The organism is Aurantiacibacter gangjinensis (genome assembly GCF_001886695.1).
Classification (GTDB): Bacteria; Pseudomonadota; Alphaproteobacteria; order Sphingomonadales; family Sphingomonadaceae; genus Alteraurantiacibacter; species Alteraurantiacibacter gangjinensis.
The window spans coordinates 491,393-506,708 of the sequence record NZ_CP018097.1 but is presented as its reverse complement, the minus strand read 5'-3'; the positions used below and the strand labels follow the sequence as shown (position 1 = coordinate 506,708).

The 15,316-nt window shown below is 62.6% G+C and carries 17 protein-coding genes; 7 read left to right on the top strand and 10 right to left on the bottom strand.

The genetic code is table 11. The features are described from left to right. Window positions 1–105 precede the first annotated feature (105 nt). Complete coding sequence (locus BMF35_RS02485; protein WP_047006778.1) at window positions 106–1,263, top strand: nucleotidyltransferase family protein; 1,158 nt, start codon at window positions 106–108, stop codon at window positions 1,261–1,263. Here BMF35_RS02485 and BMF35_RS02480 read toward each other — a convergent pair. From BMF35_RS02480 to BMF35_RS02460, 6 genes are all read right to left on the bottom strand, one after another. Beyond that, the gene (locus BMF35_RS02480; RefSeq protein WP_047006777.1) at window positions 1,260–1,538 is read right to left on the bottom strand and encodes a PqqD family protein; all 279 of its coding nucleotides are present in this window, start codon (window positions 1,536–1,538) and stop codon (window positions 1,260–1,262) included. The genes BMF35_RS02485 and BMF35_RS02480 overlap by 4 nt on opposite strands. Before the next feature lie 2 nt (window positions 1,539–1,540). After that, window positions 1,541–2,389: a phosphoenolpyruvate carboxykinase (ATP) gene (locus BMF35_RS02475; RefSeq protein ID WP_047006776.1), complete on the bottom strand. Its 849-nt coding sequence runs from the start codon at window positions 2,387–2,389 to the stop codon at window positions 1,541–1,543. Beyond that, window positions 2,386–3,510, bottom strand: a complete 1,125-nt coding sequence (locus tag BMF35_RS02470; protein ID WP_052766030.1) for a methyltransferase domain-containing protein — start codon at window positions 3,508–3,510, stop codon at window positions 2,386–2,388. The genes BMF35_RS02475 and BMF35_RS02470 overlap by 4 nt, the downstream gene beginning before the upstream one ends. Before the next feature lie 119 nt (window positions 3,511–3,629). Continuing rightward, window positions 3,630–3,761, bottom strand: a complete 132-nt coding sequence (locus BMF35_RS13920) for a hypothetical protein (protein ID WP_257786334.1) — start codon at window positions 3,759–3,761, stop codon at window positions 3,630–3,632. Window positions 3,762–3,765: 4 nt separating this feature from the next. After that, entirely contained in the window at window positions 3,766–5,670 is a 1,905-nt protein-coding gene (locus BMF35_RS02465; protein ID WP_047006775.1) for an asparagine synthetase B family protein, read from the bottom strand. A gap of 9 nt (window positions 5,671–5,679) precedes the next feature. Next, window positions 5,680–6,546 carry a hypothetical protein gene (locus BMF35_RS02460; protein ID WP_047006774.1) on the bottom strand — a complete coding sequence of 289 codons (867 nt, stop codon included), beginning with the start codon at window positions 6,544–6,546 and terminating at the stop codon, window positions 5,680–5,682. A 113-nt stretch (window positions 6,547–6,659) separates the two neighbouring features. Between BMF35_RS02460 and BMF35_RS02455 the strand changes: the two genes are divergently transcribed. The 4 genes from BMF35_RS02455 to BMF35_RS02440 all read left to right on the top strand — a co-directional run bounded on the left by BMF35_RS02455 (window position 6,660) and on the right by BMF35_RS02440 (window position 9,656). Next, entirely contained in the window at window positions 6,660–7,121 is a 462-nt protein-coding gene (locus BMF35_RS02455) for a lasso peptide biosynthesis B2 protein (RefSeq protein ID WP_052766028.1), read from the top strand. 105 nt (window positions 7,122–7,226) lie between these two features. Next, window positions 7,227–7,538, top strand: coding sequence for a hypothetical protein (locus BMF35_RS02450; protein WP_047006773.1), 312 nt, complete (start codon window positions 7,227–7,229; stop codon window positions 7,536–7,538). 130 nt (window positions 7,539–7,668) lie between these two features. Then, window positions 7,669–8,949 (top strand): O-antigen ligase family protein, encoded by a 1,281-nt coding sequence (locus BMF35_RS02445; protein WP_156172114.1) that lies wholly within the window; start codon window positions 7,669–7,671, stop codon window positions 8,947–8,949. Further along, window positions 8,946–9,656 carry a hypothetical protein gene (locus tag BMF35_RS02440; RefSeq protein WP_156172113.1) on the top strand — a complete coding sequence of 237 codons (711 nt, stop codon included), beginning with the start codon at window positions 8,946–8,948 and terminating at the stop codon, window positions 9,654–9,656. The genes BMF35_RS02445 and BMF35_RS02440 overlap by 4 nt, the downstream gene beginning before the upstream one ends. Before the next feature lie 9 nt (window positions 9,657–9,665). On the opposite strand, the gene BMF35_RS02435 is transcribed toward BMF35_RS02440, so the two are convergent. From BMF35_RS02435 to BMF35_RS02425, 3 genes are read right to left on the bottom strand one after another with little or no spacing between them, the layout of a single operon-like run. Next, the gene (locus tag BMF35_RS02435) at window positions 9,666–10,241 is read right to left on the bottom strand and encodes an LptA/OstA family protein (protein ID WP_082115665.1); all 576 of its coding nucleotides are present in this window, start codon (window positions 10,239–10,241) and stop codon (window positions 9,666–9,668) included. Window positions 10,242–10,251: 10 nt separating this feature from the next. Further along, window positions 10,252–10,908, bottom strand: coding sequence for a hypothetical protein (locus tag BMF35_RS02430; protein WP_047006770.1), 657 nt, complete (start codon window positions 10,906–10,908; stop codon window positions 10,252–10,254). 22 nt (window positions 10,909–10,930) lie between these two features. After that, complete coding sequence (locus BMF35_RS02425; protein WP_047006769.1) at window positions 10,931–11,551, bottom strand: ribonuclease D; 621 nt, start codon at window positions 11,549–11,551, stop codon at window positions 10,931–10,933. Window positions 11,552–11,631: 80 nt separating this feature from the next. Here BMF35_RS02425 and BMF35_RS02420 point away from each other — a divergent pair, with 80 nt between their 5' ends. Both BMF35_RS02420 and BMF35_RS02415 read left to right on the top strand, forming a co-directional pair. Continuing rightward, on the top strand, window positions 11,632–12,315 hold the full coding sequence (locus tag BMF35_RS02420; RefSeq protein WP_047006768.1) for a uracil-DNA glycosylase: 684 nt from the start codon (window positions 11,632–11,634) through the stop codon (window positions 12,313–12,315). A gap of 375 nt (window positions 12,316–12,690) precedes the next feature. Then, window positions 12,691–13,779: a sensor histidine kinase gene (locus tag BMF35_RS02415; RefSeq protein ID WP_052766026.1), complete on the top strand. Its 1,089-nt coding sequence runs from the start codon at window positions 12,691–12,693 to the stop codon at window positions 13,777–13,779. A gap of 36 nt (window positions 13,780–13,815) precedes the next feature. Here BMF35_RS02415 and BMF35_RS02410 read toward each other — a convergent pair whose 3' ends face one another. Then, the gene (locus BMF35_RS02410) at window positions 13,816–15,252 is read right to left on the bottom strand and encodes a glutamate synthase subunit beta (RefSeq protein WP_047006767.1); all 1,437 of its coding nucleotides are present in this window, start codon (window positions 15,250–15,252) and stop codon (window positions 13,816–13,818) included. Between the last annotated feature and the right edge of the window lie 64 nt (window positions 15,253–15,316).

Below are 15,316 nucleotides of genomic sequence, written 5' to 3'. Positions count from 1 at the left end.
CCATGGCCGTTGCATTGCAGCGGCGAGAAGGCGGGTCAACCGTGATCGCGGCGGTGGTCGTGCTCACCATTGCCAATAGGCGGCACTACCGGCACACCGCTGGGTATGGGCGAAGCGCAGATCATCGACGACTGGCTGGCTGCCTTGCTGCGCGGCGCTGGGAGATCGGTTGGCCAGACACCAGTTCCGGCGCGATGCTCATCGCAGACAATTTCGCGGCGCATAGCCTATCACGGGATCGCACATCTGCTGGTCGACAGTGCCGATGCATTTGCGAAATTGCCCGAAGATGTCGCAATCACGGTGCGCCGCCAAGCGATGCAACGCGAGTACTGGGAGGCATCGCATCGACACGCCATTACGCCCCTGCTTGCGCAGTTTGGCGATGCCGGCATTTCGCCGGTGATGATGAAGGGCACGGCGTTTGCTTACGCGCTATACGCCAACCCCGCCGCTCGCACCCGCGGCGATAGCGATGTGCTGATACCGGAGGCGCAGGTCGAGGCGGCGCGCGAAGTGTTGAGCAGCCGTGGCTTTAAACGCGAGGCACCGCCGCATGGCGTTCTCTTCCAGGAAAGCTGGTCCATTGAGGATGCTGGCGGATTAACTCACGACGTCGACTTGCACTGGCAGGTCGTGGATTCCCCGCTGCTCCAGCGCGCCCTGCCGATGGAAGAGGTGCTGGAGCGTACTATCGCGCTACCGGGTCTTCACGAGGGCGCACGCAGCCTCGGCTATGCAGACAGTCTGATACAGCTTGCGCTCAACGCGGAATATCACGCTATCCTGGGCTATTATATCGACGGTGAAAGAATGACCGGACCGCGCCGACTCATCTGGACCTATGACACGGCTCTGTTGTTGCGCGCGATGGGGCCTACCGACTGGGCCGTGTTGCACCGCTCCGCGCGGAAGAGCGGCATTGGACCCTTGCTCGCAAAGGCCGTCGCAGATGCGTCGGCCAGACTGGGCGTTCCGGTGGGAGAGGAGCAACTCGCACCCCTCCGGAGCGCTCCATCCGACCATCGAATATTGCGCTACCTTGCGAGCGCGGATCGCCTCGAAAGGGTCAAGCGGGATTTTCTGGCCTCATCCGGTCTCCGCCGAAAAGCGCATTTTCTCGCAGCAATGGCATCGCCAAGCGACGACCAACTGCGTGAGGCGTTCCCGCAGGCAGCTGGCTGGCCCGTTGCGCTTCTCAAACTGCGTTACGTCATATCGAAAGCGATAGGGCTGGCAAGTGGCAGCAAGCGGCGAAGCTAGCCGGTTAAACTGACGAGGCCGTTTTCTTTCAGATCGGCGGTCAGCGCTTTTACATCGGCCTCGAGCTCGCCACGGGCTGCATCGAACTCGGTTTCCAGCACGTCGCAGATCGCAGCGATAGAATGGCTGTCTGTTTCGAGCATGGCCCAAATCCTGCCCCCGACTTCATTAAGGCCGTAATAGGTGCCGCCTTGCAGGTCGAGCAGGACGGTTTCCCCGCCCACTTCACGCGCGACGATATCTTCGTTCCTGGCAATCACAGTCTCGGAATCCATCGTCACGACCCTTGCATTTCCGCGATGCGATCCACCAGTGCGGCGACCACTTCGGGCAAAATCGCATAATTGCGCGGGTAATCAAGGGCGATAAACGGCACTGCGAGGGCCAAGTCGGTCAGCCGCCCGAAATGGGAGCGAAGCCGGGGTTTGTCTTCCACATCCAGAACGAAAGCCTGCGACATGATTTCAGCCAGTCCGGGCTGCGGGTCCAGCGGCTGGAAAATCGGAGCGGTCGCGTCGCCGGGGCCGAGAACCATGATGGCGGCGAGCGGCGCCGGGCCACCGGCGAAAGGCAGCTTTGCGCTGGCGTGAACCGTCCTCTTGTCGTCACTGGCGCGAGCCCCATCAGTTGTGAGGCCCAGATGCTGCGCGCTGTCGGCAAACAGGCGCATGATCGGGCGCTGTGGCAGGACCAGGTAGGTGCCATCCTGCTTTTCCAGAGCGATGGTGTCTTCGGCAAGGAAGGGATGCCCTGCGCGGGCGCAGGCAGCAGCGAGCGTTGTCTTCCCGAGGCGTGATTGTCCGACGAAAGCTAGGGCACCGAAGGGTGTGGCGCAGGCGCTGCCATGCAGATTAAGGTCGCCGGAATGATTGGCGAGCAGTGGGCGCAGCGAATTGGCGACCAGAGTCTCCAAATCGTCCTGCAAAACCCCTTCGGCCGGGTAGCAGGTAGCGATACCGGCGCGCACCAGCACATCCGCTTGTTCGGCAAAGCGAATGCGGATCGCATCATTCTCCCTATAGAATTCGGCCATCACCGCGCCTGACGGCGTTATCCAGCGGTCGTAAGGTCTACCCTGCAAGGCGATTTGCGCGCGCGGAGATGCAATCTCGATGCAATAGGTCACGCGAGATTTTCCGGCAGTTCGCGGCGGATGAAATCGCGCAGTGCCCTCGAAGAGGGAAACAGGTCCGAGTGCAGATCGAGCATGGCCGTTTCGACCTCGTCCCGGCTGCGCGTGCCATCGAGTAATCGCAGCAGCGCGAAACGCGCTTCGGCCTGACGACCGCGGGACAGCTTCTCACCCGTCTTCGCCGCCAGGTCGTGTTCGGTCAGGATGGCCGCGTGCCATGTCGACATATGTTGCGCACGATCGGCAGCCGGGGGAGTGACGCTCCAATTGAGAAATAGGGGGTCGTGCGCGATCGTCAGCTTGACTGCGACACGTTCGCCTGGTGCCACCTTGAAAGGTTCGCGGCAGGGCAGGAACAGCTGGGGCCGGGCGATGGCCTCTGCACGCCCGGGCGCGTTCGTCAGTGCGACCCCTTCGGCAAGCGTGCTTCTGAAAAAAGCGGAAAGGCCATGGAATATCCCACCTCTCGCGATCCTAAGCTCACCTGCGAAGGAGAGGCTCTCCGGCGTGCCCCGCGTCAGGTCGATCTGGGCAACAAGCTGCGCGTCTCCAAGCAGGTCGCTTGCTTCGAACTGATGCGGGAAAGTCGAATTGACGCCATGGTTCTCGAGCCAGTGGAAAGCACTTGGCACCGGGTCGCGCGTCCAGCGGTCGGCCTTCGCGCGCGCATCGCTATTCTGAGCGGGGGCAAGCAAAAGCTCGATTGCTGCAGGCACGATCCGTCCGCCGGGTTTGAGAAACCGCGTCCGCGCATCCGCCAGCATGGCAAGCAGACCGTAGTCCACGCCGAAAAAACCGATATGATCGCAGATCAGGACATCGACCTTCTCGGGCAAGTCCACCTCGAATGTCCGCCCCCTTATGGTGGTGTAGCGATCCTCCAGCCCTTCGCGCCTTATGGTTTCGCGGGCGATCTCGATAGCGTCGGACTGGTCGATACCGAATACATGCGATGCGCCAGCCTCTATGGCTTGCAGGCCCAATACGCCGAACCCGCAGCCGAGATCCGCGACGACATCTCCCGGCCGGATAATCTCCCGAAAAGCGCGGCCGAAAGCCTCGGCCCGGCCTTTCAGCGACAGATAACCATAATGTTCATCGAGGATACGCGCCATGAAAAGCTGTCTGCTGCGACCGGGCGCTTGTCGCAAGGTCTGTGCCGGATAAAGTCATCGATAGAGACGAAAAGAGCGCCAAAAGGCGCTCTTCAAACACTATCAAAGGCTCTTCGCGATCAGACCATCGTCATGAATCCGCCGTCGCCGTTCATCCGACCAGCGCTGCCGCCCGTGAGATTGCGCACGCTACCGAACACAGTCAGTTCAGGCCGCTTATACGGCTTCTTCTTGTGATCCTTGATCTGCATGGCCTTAATCTCCAGCGGAACTTTCGCGCCGCACGACTTGTGAAAACGCTGCGGCGGTGAATACTCCCCATAGCTCCCAAATGGCCTGTTCGTCAAATGCTGCGCCGCGACATTGATCGAACAAAGCGGTCATTTCAGCGCGATCGATCCACTCGCTGAAAGGCGCGTTTCCGGCGGCATCAAGACAGAAAGTCTCCATGTCGCGCTCCAGACGCAGGAAGGTCGTATCGAAGATGGCCTTGCTGCGTCGGATGCGAACCAGTTCCGGCAGCACATCGCGCATCGCCTCGCGGTGCAGGTAGCGCCGGGTGGTGCCGCGCAAGCGAAGGTGCTCGGGCGTGCGCGCAGCAAACTCCACGAAGCAGCGCGACATCATCGGATGCCGGTACTCCATGCCGAGGCGCGCGGCGAGCAGGTCCAGCATTTCGAGCGACAGGCCGACATGAGGATTCATCATTTTTCGCATCTTGCGTGCGGCAGGGTACGGGATCTTATCGAATTGCGCCTCGAAGCGGCGCTTGCGCTTCTCCAGCATTTCGCGAAGGCGTGGGGACAACCATAGATGGTCGGAAAGCGGGTCGCGGCGGATCGGCCGCAGGCGGCGCGCTCCCTTCTTGAGCGCTTCCGGAGCCAGCGGCAAAAGTCCGTAGCGTAAGAGGCGTAGCGTCGCCGCTGCACTGCCACGCGATTGCCGGTCGGCGTTCCAACCCATGCCAAGCCCGGAATAATCGCCGATGCGCAGGCTTTCTGCATAATGGCGCTCATATCCATCGAGCCAGATATCGCCGCCTTGGCCGGTCAGGCAGATGCGGCTGCCATTGCTGCGTGCGTTTGCCAGGAGCGCGCCGAGCATTTCCGTATTCGGCGGGAAGGATAGCGTCCCGTCGGCTATACCCTGTGCAATGAAGGCCGGCAGCGGAGTGGCAGGCAGGTCTATCTCGTTGATCGTGCGACCGGTATGCTCCGACACGGCGCGATAATATCGGCGCTCGTCCGAATGATCGCCCGGCACGCCTTTTAACGCATAACCCGCCATGCCGGGCGCGGCCAGTTCCCCGCGCTGTGCGGCTGCATGGGCGAGGCCGAAGACTGCGGATGAGTCCAGCCCGCCACTGACTTCGAATGCTACCGGTTGATCGCTGGTGGCGCAGCGCCGGACGACCTCGTCAAGCATGGCGCGATAATGCTCGGCATATTCGGCATCGCTGCGATAGCGGATATCGACCTGGGTGGGCACGCGCCAGTATTCGCGCAAAGCCGGGCTGCTATCGCCTCTCGCCAGTGTCAGGGCGTGCGCCGGTTCCAGCTTCTTGACGCCTTCCCACGGCGTTTCGTCGCGGGTGTACCAGGCGTTGGCGATATGCTCGGCGAGATAGCCCGGATTGGGCCGTGGCGTGTGATCGAGCGCAGCCAGAACGCCGGCAACGTCCGATGCCACAATCAGCCGCGGGCCATCCCAATGATAGGTGAGTGGGCGCAGCCCATAATGATCGCGCGCACACAGCACGCGCTGCTCGGCGAGATCGACCCAGACGAAGGCGAACTCTCCCTCAAGCCGCTCGACCGCTTCCTCGCCCCGGGTTGCGAGGCCCTGCACGACGATTTCCGCATCGGACCGGCCGCGAAGCGGGACGCCCAGCTCTTCAAGATCGCGGCACAGCTCCGGCCCGTTGATGAGAAAGCCATCCAGCACCAGAAGGTGCCGCCCGTCTGCCGATGCGACTGGCTGGCTTACCGTCCTGTCATCCGGGTCGATATGCAGTGCCAAGTGGGCCAGCGCGGCGCAGCCGTGTTCGGCAATCTCGCTACCGTCCGGCCCGCGATAGGCCATAGCGTCTACCATGCGGCGCAGAGCCGCCATATCGGCCGGCGCGCCGTCGGCATGGAAGATGGCTGCGATACCGCTCATTTGCGCCAGTCAGTCGCTCGCAGCGCCAGTTTCGGCCAGCAGGTCCAGCAGCGGTTCCAGCTCGGGCAAGTCGAAATGGCGCGGCCAGGAAGACGGTGTCACCAGGTCTGCACAGCCTTCTGGGAAATAGTGGAAGAACAGCAAGTGGCAGTGGCCGCTGGCCGGTTTGGGATCGCGATAATGCCATTGCGAGCTTCCGCAGAAGAACACGGCATCGTCAGGCTGGAGAGTGACGGACTGGAACTGCAGGCGTTCGTCGCTTGCAATCTCGTGTATCGCCAAAGCCTGGTCCTTACCCAGTTCCGGCCACTCGACCATCTGGCTGAAGTGGATCGGCCACTCGCCATCCTGATCGATGCAATAATCGAGTGTGAACATCGATATCGGCTGGTCCATGTGCGGCGGGCAGCGCCCTTCGGCTCCGTAGAGGCTGAGGAAATTGTATCCTGCCTCCAGCGCCATCCCGGCATGATCGCTTACCAGTGGCAGCAATTCCTGCTGCAAGGCGCTGAAAGGCGGGTGGTCATGCACGACATACCGACCGAAGCTCGACAGTTCATGTGTTTCCAAAAGCGACGGCGGCATGGCGCTCACGATCTGCGCGAGTTCGCTCCGGCGCGCTTCTCCCAGCATGTCTCGAAGGATAATCGGCTCGAATCCCGCCGCCGGTTTCAAGGCGAGGAAGCCGTCTTCGAACTGCGCCAGCCGGTCTGGCCGGACGATGGCGAGATAGCGGCGCGCGGCGACCCAGTGGCGCAGGAACAGGGAATCGTACCAGTCCAGCGCGCTAAGCTGTCGGACGATTGTCGCAGCAACGAGATGCCGGTCCAGATAGGCTGGATCCTTCAGTTTTTCGGACAAATTGGCGGTTTGCATCGTAGATCAGCTTGTAAGGATGGCGAATGGCTAGGGTGACACCTGCACGCCCAATCCTCAAGGGCTGTGGCCATGCTTGGCACTCGCCGCGATCCGTGCCAGCAGGTATCGCAATGGATAGCGATCCCTTTCACCTGCGCAGCAGCGACAGTTATGCGCTTTCGCCTGGAGGTCTGGCTAGGATCGCCCCGTTCGTTGCCAGGGCTACGCTGGAACTGGCTCGCGCGCGCCACCATTTCGAGCAGCGAAATCCGGCGACGATGCTGGCGGATAACCGGCGCATCGCCGCGGCACATCGTCAGCATGACCAAGCGGCCGCAGATGATCATGCGATGGTGTCCTGCGTCGCATTCGCCATGCCGCGCGTTGCAGCGCGCGTGCCATGGAGGGCGGATTGCCTCGTGCAGGCTCTGGCCGCGCAGCGCTGGCTGGCAGCAAAAGGTATAGCCACGCAGCTGGTGATCGGCGCACAGCGGGGGGACGGCAAGCCATTCGGTGCACATGCCTGGCTGACTTACGGCGAGCATGTTGTTGTCGGAGGGGATATCGATGGCTACGCGCCGCTTGTCGAGTAACAGGAAGGCCGTCAGCGCGTTGGTCCTTCCCTCGGTTTACAGCGCGTTGCGCGTTTTGCCGCTTTCCAGTACACTGCAATCACGCGCCTGTTCAGGAGACGCCCGATGAAAACGCCTATTGCCGCATTTGCCGCGCTTTCACTCGCGCTGGCTCCGCTATCGGCGCAAGCGAACACGCGGGCTGCCGATGCGAGCGTATCGCTGGCCGGTCTTGCAGCGGCTCCTGCCGGGATCTTCGACAATGAGGATGACGAGGCATGCGAGCGAGACGACCTCGATATCGACGAGTTCGATGGCGATGATGACTGCGGCGGGGGCTGGCTGTGGGTCTTGGGCGCGGCTGGCGTGATGGCTCTATTCGTTATCCTTCTGGAAGACGGTGAGGACGGCGACTTCTTCGCTTCGCCCGGCACCTGATAGCGCCTCGTATATACGACTGACGCATGACTGATCATCAAAGGCGTTGACCTTGGTTTCTGACGCCGTCTTGTCCGGCCGGGCCAGTGCTTTGCGCTGGGGCGTAACGAGCCCTGTCTTTCACTTGCAAGTGCTGATTGTGACAGCTGTCCTGCTGGGCGGCGGTGGCAGCAACTACCCGCTGCGAAATCTCGCCGTACAATTGCTGGCCCTTGCGATCTTGGCTCTCCATCGCGCGCGGGTTTTCGGCTTCATTGCCAGTGCGCCGCGAGCCTTGCTGTGGCTCGTCGTGGCCACCATTGCCCTTCCGCTGCTGCAGCTTGTCTCGCTTCCGCCAGTCTTGTGGCAGGAACTGCCCGGGAGAGACCTGATTGCCACGAGTCTTTCGATTGCCGGCATCGGTGCGGATGTCTGGATGCCTTTCAGCCTCGATCCCATGCGCACGCTCATCGCCTTTGGGGCGCTGGTAGTGCCAGTGACCGTGTTGTCGGTTGGCGCGACATTGCCGACTGGCGGACGCTACGCACTCATGCGGTGCATCATCGGCTGTGCTCTCGGAGCGGTTTTGCTGGGCGCAGTCCAACTGGCGAGCGGAACTAGCGCCGGAATTCTCTTCGATGACCAGATCGATCGCTCAGTGCTTTACGGGACCTTTGCCAACCGCAACAGCACCGCCCTGTTTTTCGTGCTTGCGCTCGTGATGCTGGCAGCTTTGCCTGTTGCGCGAACCGGCCCGGGGCGCCTCATGACCGCGGCTGCGTGTGCGATGCTTGTTTTCGGGAGCGTGCTCACGCAATCGCGCAGCGGAATGGTGCTTCTCGGAGTCGTTCTGGCGGTCATCGCAATTCGGGCTATCGTGCGAGCGAGGTCCTCCGATGATGAGTCTTCAGCGCGATTTGGCAAGCCGTGGATCGCTGCGTCAGGAGTGGCCGGCCTCCTCGCTATCGCACTCGCCGCATCGGCGATGACAGGCGGGCGCGTGGCGGATGCTCTCGACCGGTTCGGCGTGGTCCAGACCGACCGGCTGGAGATGTGGGAGGATACCGCCTTTGCTGCAGGCCAGTTCGCTCCGGTCGGCGCGGGCATGGGGGCGTTCAACGATACTTTCCAGGTTACCGAGTCGCTCGAATATGTCAGCCAGCGGCGTGCCGGCAGAGCGCATAACGACTATCTGGAGCTGGCGCTGGAGGCCGGTGTGCCGGGATTGGCGTTGGCTCTGCTCTGGCTGGTTTGGGCAACTATTGCGGCATTGCGAAAGCGCGAATGGCAAGGCTTCGCTGCTGCCCTCGGGATCGCCTGTATCGCTGCGCAATCCCTCCTCGATTATCCGCTACGCGCGCAAACGCTGCTGTGCATTTCGGCGATCTTGGCGCTGATGCTGCTGACCGCCTCGCGGGAGGAGGCGGTATGATGGCACGCATAGCTTTTATCGCATCGCTAATAGTTCTGGCGTGCGCGCTCACCATGGCGCAGCTCGACCGCGCATCGCGCAGCGAGCCACATTTGGCTTCGACAATTCCCGATGCGTTTGCAGCCAATGCATCGGGTCTGCGGGTAGAGCAGGCGGTGCTGGCAGGTGAGACGGAGGCTGCTCTGGCTGCCGCGCGCCAGCAGATCCGGCTGCGTCCGATTCCTGCCGAGAGCTTGTCCATGCTAGCTGTCGCAGCCAATCTTTCAGGCGATAGCGACATGGCACTCGCCGCGCTTGAAGAGGCGGCGCGGCGAGGTTGGCGCGATCCGCTGGCGCAACTGGCGGCCGGGGAAGGCGCTCTGCAATCGGGCGATGTCGAGGCAGCGGCAGGGCGCGTCGCGGCCCTTCTGGCGACCGGCGACCTGCAACCGCAGGCGCTGGACCTCTTCGGGCGGCTGGTGCGCACACCTGACGGCCGCCGCGCCATGGCTGAGCGCTATGCGGCTGCCGGGCACTGGCAGGTAAATTCCATTCCCCTTGCCGCAGCGGCGGTCACGCCGGACCTGTTCGCCGACGTAATGCAGCAGGCTTTGGAACTCGATGCCGATCTGCCGTGCGGACAGCTACGGGCCTTGGCGGAGCAGTATCGCCGGGATGGCGAAGAGGCTGCCGCGGCGCGGTTCTGGCCGGGCGACTGCCCCGCCTAACGCTTTCGCTCAGTCGCCCTGCGGCACGGCGAAGGTGCCCGACACGCGGCCCGAATTCTCGCCCGCGCGCGAGCCGCGCCCATCGACGCTGGACAAGCCCGAATTGAGATCGATGGTCAGTCGCCCGCCATCCAGTGTGTCGGAGCCACGGCGCAGCGCCACTCCGCCCGACAGCACGATCACGCGGCGATTGAAATCGTAGACGGCGGTATCCCCACTCGCCCGCTCGTTCCCGCGGGTGACCGTTACGCCGCCCGTCGCATCGATGCGCTGGATGCGCAGCGTGCCGCTATCGGTATAGGCGACGGTCGTGCGGCCTGCGGTCATACGCAAATCGCCCTGGTCGATCACGACATCGCCCGACAGTACGACGCGGTTCTGCCGGTCTTGCAATTCGATCCGATCGGCGGCGTAATTCACGGGCTGGTTCGAATTGAACCCGGCAATCGACTGCGCGCCTGCGACCGAGCCGAAAGCCAGCGACGCAAGGCCACCGGCGATGAGGCCGCCAACCAGCCCGCGCGTGGCGAGAGCCTTCAGCGAAGATTGGCGGGCAGGAACAGTCATATCGGCCTCTTTTGTCATGGCATTGTTCTCAGCGCATTTCCGCAGGCAGTTGCAGGCGGCCCGGCGTCATGGTGAGACGTGCATTGCCGACGAGGGCAATGGTGCGGTTTTCCAGATCGGCGCGGATCGAATTGGCGGAGAACACGCCAGCCGGGATCACGCCACTGATGCGGCCATTGCCCAGCAATGTCTGGCTGGGGAGGTCCACGGTGACGTTGCGCGCGGCGATTTCGTAACCGTCGGCGGCGGTGAATTGCAGCATACCGGGTATGCCGATCTGCTCCTCGTCGATGGCGTAGGTGCCCTGCGGCGCGCTGAGCACGGCAGGCCCGCCGCTCAGCACGATGCGCGCGGTCAATTCCTGCATTTCCACCAGCGGCACGGTGTTGCTCCGCTGCACGGCTTCGCCCGCAACGAGCGAGAAGGGCCGGCCTTGCGCGTCACTGCCGCGGTACATGGCATCGTCCACCCGCATGCGATCATCGGCGATCGCCACCTTGTTGCGATCCAGCAGGAAGCTGATCTCGCCGCGCGGGGAAAGCGGGGTAATCAGCATCATCGCCGCGACAACGCCCACCAGTGCAGGCAGGCCGACCGCCAACAGGCGCACGATCCGGTCGAGCGAACTGCCCGGTGCGGCAAAAGCCTGGCGCTTGGTGCGCATACGGTCGGCGGCGGCGGTCATAGTGTCTGTCTAACGCCCGAACCTAGGATTCGTGGCTAAATATGTCCTTGTCTGCCCAGCCCGCCATGTCGAGGCGGGCGCGGGTGGGGAGGAAATCGAAACACGCCTGCGCCATGTCCAGCCGCCCCTCACGCTCAAGCCGCGGGATCAGCAAGTCGCGCAGGCGATGGAGGTAGCGCACATCGGAAGCTGCATATTCGCGTTGCGCTTCGCTCAATTCGTCGCCGCCCCAATCGCTCGATTGCTGCTGCTTGGAAATCGTCTCGCCCAGCATCTCGTCGATCAGGTTTTTGAGGCCGTGGCGATCGGTATAGGTGCGCGTCATCTTGCTGGCGATCTTGGTGCAGAACACCGGCGCGGCGGTGACGCCAAGATAATATTCGATGGCCGCCAGGTCGAAGCGGGCGAAGTGATAGATCTTCACGCGGTTCGGGTCTGCCAGAACGGCCTTCAGATTGGGCGCATCGTAGCTGCTGCCCTTGGCGAAGCGCACGAGGTGCTCGTCCCCATTGCCGTCGCTGATCTGCACAACGCAGAGCCTGTCGCGATGTGTCACGAGGCCCATGGTTTCGGTATCGACGGCGACGTCGCCATCGGCCAGCACGCCTGCGGGCAGGTCTTCTTCATGATAGTGGACTGTCATCCGCGCCTCCTTAGGCGCATCGGGGATGGGAGGGAAGGGTCGCTTTGCAAGGCGCGCGCCCGGGCGTAACGCTGCCTGCCATGATCGAAACCATCCCCGCCAGCTGGGCACCGGTGCTGGAGCCGGTACTCGCCACACCGCAAGCGCGTAAGCTGGCAAGCTGGCTGGATGCGGAGGAAGCGGCAGGCAAGCGCATCTACCCTGCAGAGGCGGATCGTCTTCGCGCGCTGGAACTGACTGCGCCGCAGGATGTACGCGCCGTGGTACTGGGGCAGGATCCCTATCATGGCGAAGGGCAGGCACACGGTCTCGCTTTTTCCGTGCCGTATGGACAAAAGCTGCCGCCTTCCTTGCGCAACATAGCAAAGGAATTGCAGAGCGATCTGGGCATGGCGCCGCCGCTGCATGGCAATCTGGAAAGCTGGGCGCGGCAGGGTGTGCTGCTGCTCAACAACACGCTGACGGTGGAAGAGGGCAAGGCTGGAAGCCACACGGGCAAGGGGTGGGACGCCATCACCGGCGCCTGCATTGCCGAAGTAGCCCGTGCCGACACGCCGACCGTCTTCATCCTGTGGGGCGCGCACGCACAGGCCAAGGCCGCGCGCATCGCAGAACTTGGCGACACGGATCGCCATTTGTTGATCGCCAGCCCGCATCCAAGCCCGCTCTCGGCCCATCGCGGCTTCTTCGGCTCGCGGCCCTTTTCGCAGGCGAATGCCTTTCTGGAAAGCGCCGGGCGGGGGAGCGTCGACTGGCGGATTTGAGCGTAATGCGTAACACATAAAGCGCCATTTTAGAAAATTCGCCTCTCCGTTGTTTCGAGCAAAACCAGGCACATAACGCACAAAACGGCGGGAAGGCTGTAACCTTCCGCAAGAACGGCTGTGCGGGGCGTAGAGCAGGAAGGGCAAGTTCGACATGCTTCGCTTGTGACAAGAAACGTGCGCAGTAGGAAATAGCCATCGAACGCTGGATATGGATGGATGCGGCGCGCTGCGGCCAGCTCGCGCCAGCCTCCTTTCTGCCCCCGGCCCTTAGCTCTACACTTGACTCTTAGTGCCGAAGTAGGTCTTAAAAAATCAGTTGGTTAGAGCGGGATTTTTGCAGGTCGGGGATTTGCTTTCGCGCGAGGGGGGAATGTGAACCGGGACGCGCTCGATCCAAAACTCGTTGAGGCCATCCTCTCCAATGACAAAAGCCTGATCTATGTGAAGGATCGGGAAAGCCGGATCGTCTTTGCCAACGATGCCTTTCTGGAATTCTACGCGCCCGGAGAGCGCGACAAGGTCATCGGTTCGACCACGACGGAAAACTTTACCGAAGCCGAGGCGGAGCTGTTTCTCGCAGAAGACAGGCGCGCATTCGAAGAAGGCGAGACAGAGATCGTGGAGGAGATCACCGATTGGCGCGGTGAACGGCGCCATCTCTGTTCGCGCAAGGTCGTCTATACCTCTAGCGAGGGAGAGCAATTGCTGCTGGGCATTTCCATCGACATGACCGAGCTGCGAGGCCGCGAAAAGGCCCTGACCCGGGCGAACCGGCAATTGCGCGACTACGCCCGCTCCGTCGCGCATGATCTGCGAACGCCCATTGCTGCGGTCATCAGCGGCGTCAGCATTATCGAGCGCGATCCCAATTCCAAGCTGAGCGAACGTGCGGAGATGGTCGCCGAGGCGATGAAGGATAGCGCGCATGGCATGTCCAATCATCTGACATCGATGCTGGATGCCGCCCAGTCCGACAGCGCGGGGCTGCGCTTCGTCCAGACCGATTTGAACATGCTGCTGGAAGAGGTGCGCTTCAATCTCTCCGCCCTGCTGATCACGAAAAATGCGACCCTGCAATCCAATCGCCTGCCCGAAGCGGTGGTAGAGCCCACGCTGTTCCGCCAGATGCTGCAAAGCCTCATCGAGAATGCCGTGCGGCATTCAGGTGTCGATCGCCCGGTCGTGAAATTGCGATGCTCGGAGAGTGAAGGCGAATTCGTGTTCAGCTTTTTCGATAACGGCCCGGGTATCCCGCAAGAAAAGCGCGCCGAACTGATGAAGCCATTTTCCCGCGTCGAGGGTGGGCATGGCGACGGATACGGCCTGGGCCTGGTGCAATGCCAGCGAATTGCGCAACTGCACGAAGGTTATCTGGAGATTCCGGATCGCCGGGACGAATGGACCGGTGCGACGATCTGCGCGCATATTTCTTCGTCGCTGCGTGCCAACGGCCTGGCCTGACGCACCGGCGGTTTCCCCGCCAGACCCTGCGAGTGCCTAGCGCGGCATCTGCGTCGTTCCCATCAGCGCTTCGTCCACGCTCGCCGCGCATTGGCGGCCCTCGCGGATGGCCCAGACGACAAGCGATTGCCCGCGCCGCATGTCTCCGCACGCCCAGACCTGCGCCTTGCTGGTGCGGTAGTCTCGAGTGTCGGCGTCGACATTGCCGCGATCCGTCAGTTGCACTCCGGTCTGATCCAGCATTCCCTGCTTGCGCGGGCCGAGAAAGCCCATGGCCAGCAGGATGAGATCGGCAGGCAGGGTGAATTCGCTGTCCGGCACTTCCTGCAAGCGGCCATCCGACCAGTCGGCGCGCACGCATTTCAGGCCGGTGACTTCGCCATCCGTGCCCACCACTTCCTTGGTCAGCACGGCCCAGTCGCGGTCGACGCCTTCCTCGTGACTAGAGGACGTTCGCAGCTTCATCGGCCAATCGGGCCAGGTGAGCAGCTTGTTTTCGCGTTCGGGCGGCTGGGGCATGATTTCGATCTGGGTTACGCTTTTCGCGCCCTGCCGATTGCTGGTGCCCACGCAATCGCTGCCGGTATCGCCGCCGCCGATCACGATCACATGCTTGCCGGTCGCCGTCAGCGTGCCGCGCGGGGCGGCGCGGGTTTCATCGTCGCCCGCATTGCGCTTGTTCTGCTGGGTGAGGAATTCCATGGCTAGGCGCACGCCGGGCAGTTCCGCGCCGGGAATCTGCAGCGGGCGCGCATTCTCCGCGCCGCCTGCCAGCACGATGGCATCGAAATTCTCTTTCAGCGATTTCACCGACACGTCGACGCCGACCTCGGTGCTGGTTTTGAACGTGACGCCTTCCGCCTCCATCTGCACCGCGCGGCGGTTGATGAGGCTTTTCTCCATCTTGAAGTCGGGAATGCCGTAGCGCAGCAGGCCGCCCACCCGGTCGCTCTTCTCGAACACGGTAACACTGTGCCCGGCGCGCGCCAGCTGTTGGGCGCAGGCCATGCCGGCAGGCCCGCTCCCGACGACGGCGACGCTCTTGCCGGTCTGGCGTTCAGGCGGCTGCGGCGCCACCCAGCCTTCCTTCCAGCCGCGATCTATGATGGCACATTCGATGCTCTTGATCGTCACCGGCTCGTCCGTGATGTTGAGCGTGCAGCTCGCCTCGCATGGCGCGGGGCAGATGCGACCGGTGAATTCGGGAAAGTTGTTGGTGGAATGCAGCACTTCGAGCGCGTTCTTCCAGTCGCCTTCGTAAACGAGGTGGTTCCAGTCCGGGATGATATTGTTCACCGGGCAGCCGTTGTGACAGTACGGAATGCCGCAATTCATGCAGCGCGCTGCCTGGTTCTGCAGCTTCTCCTCAGTCGGCTGGATGGTGAATTCGCGGTAATGCGTCAGCCGCTCCGCCGGATCGGCATAACTGCGATCCTCGCGCTCGATTTCGAGAAAGCCGGTTTCTTTTCCCATATTCTTACTTCGTCCTCAATCCGTCATTGCGAGGGGCCGTAGGCGCCGCGGCAATCCATGGTCG

What these genes read in the sequence shown, in the direction of transcription:
- BMF35_RS02450 (WP_047006773.1), top strand. Translation starts at nt 7,227, where the DNA reads ATGAAAACGCCTATTGCCGCATTTGCCGCGCTTTCACTCGCGCTGGCT.
- BMF35_RS02440 (WP_156172113.1), top strand. Translation starts at nt 8,946, where the DNA reads ATGATGGCACGCATAGCTTTTATCGCATCGCTAATAGTTCTGGCGTGC.
- BMF35_RS02425 (WP_047006769.1), bottom strand. Translation starts at nt 11,551, where the DNA reads ATGACAGTCCACTATCATGAAGAAGACCTGCCCGCAGGCGTGCTGGCC.
- BMF35_RS02430 (WP_047006770.1), bottom strand. Translation starts at nt 10,908, where the DNA reads ATGACCGCCGCCGCCGACCGTATGCGCACCAAGCGCCAGGCTTTTGCC.
- BMF35_RS02485 (WP_047006778.1), top strand. Translation starts at nt 106, where the DNA reads ATGGGCGAAGCGCAGATCATCGACGACTGGCTGGCTGCCTTGCTGCGC.
- BMF35_RS02410 (WP_047006767.1), bottom strand. Translation starts at nt 15,252, where the DNA reads ATGGGAAAAGAAACCGGCTTTCTCGAAATCGAGCGCGAGGATCGCAGT.
- BMF35_RS02470 (WP_052766030.1), bottom strand. Translation starts at nt 3,510, where the DNA reads ATGGCGCGTATCCTCGATGAACATTATGGTTATCTGTCGCTGAAAGGC.
- BMF35_RS02480 (WP_047006777.1), bottom strand. Translation starts at nt 1,538, where the DNA reads ATGGATTCCGAGACTGTGATTGCCAGGAACGAAGATATCGTCGCGCGT.
- BMF35_RS02465 (WP_047006775.1), bottom strand. Translation starts at nt 5,670, where the DNA reads ATGAGCGGTATCGCAGCCATCTTCCATGCCGACGGCGCGCCGGCCGAT.
- BMF35_RS02435 (WP_082115665.1), bottom strand. Translation starts at nt 10,241, where the DNA reads ATGACAAAAGAGGCCGATATGACTGTTCCTGCCCGCCAATCTTCGCTG.
- BMF35_RS02460 (WP_047006774.1), bottom strand. Translation starts at nt 6,546, where the DNA reads ATGCAAACCGCCAATTTGTCCGAAAAACTGAAGGATCCAGCCTATCTG.
- BMF35_RS13920 (WP_257786334.1), bottom strand. Translation starts at nt 3,761, where the DNA reads ATGCAGATCAAGGATCACAAGAAGAAGCCGTATAAGCGGCCTGAACTG.
- BMF35_RS02420 (WP_047006768.1), top strand. Translation starts at nt 11,632, where the DNA reads ATGATCGAAACCATCCCCGCCAGCTGGGCACCGGTGCTGGAGCCGGTA.
- BMF35_RS02455 (WP_052766028.1), top strand. Translation starts at nt 6,660, where the DNA reads ATGGATAGCGATCCCTTTCACCTGCGCAGCAGCGACAGTTATGCGCTT.